The sequence below is a fragment of the Vibrio sp. 10N.261.52.A1 genome, assembly GCF_002876325.1.
Classification (GTDB): domain Bacteria; phylum Pseudomonadota; class Gammaproteobacteria; order Enterobacterales; family Vibrionaceae; genus Vibrio; species Vibrio chagasii.
Window position 1 is genome coordinate 2,330 of sequence record NZ_MCYD01001050.1, and the last position, 463, is coordinate 2,792.

At 44.3% G+C, this 463-nt stretch carries 1 protein-coding gene; it reads left to right on the plus strand.

Features of this window, described 5'->3' with window-relative positions; translation table 11 throughout:
- Nucleotides 1-329, plus strand: a 329-nt coding sequence (locus BCT81_RS22770; protein WP_198596947.1) for a BCCT family transporter, incomplete at its 5' end; no start/stop codon positions are given.
- Between the last annotated feature and the right edge of the window lie 134 nt (nucleotides 330-463).

The following is a 463-nucleotide window of genomic DNA, read 5'->3' on the forward strand; positions in this document are numbered from 1 at the left end:
TTCTATCGGTTATCGCAGTAGCACTGATCATTGTGTTCTTCGTTACGACACTAGACTCAGGTTCGATTGTTATCGATGGCATGACGGCTGGTGGTAAGCTTGAAGTACCAGTGAAGCAGAAAGTAGTGTGGGCGGTTATCTCAGGTGCGATTGCGATGGTGATGCTGTGGATTGGTGGTACTCAATCTATCCAAGCACTGCAATCTATTACGATTATCGCAGCGCTGCCGTTCACTATCATTCTTCTGATTGGCTGTGTGAGCCTGCTGAAAGGTCTATTTACAGAAGTAGATAAAGGCCAAGCAAACGTAAGCGAAACAGCGAAATAGGGCGATTTTCTAGTGAGGTAAATTACTCGCTAATGACGCCCTAAGTATTACTGAAACTCTCTTGTACTCTTTGCGAGGGAGTTTTTTATGTGCGCTATCCAGAAATAAAAAAGCCACAAGTGATTCGTCACTTG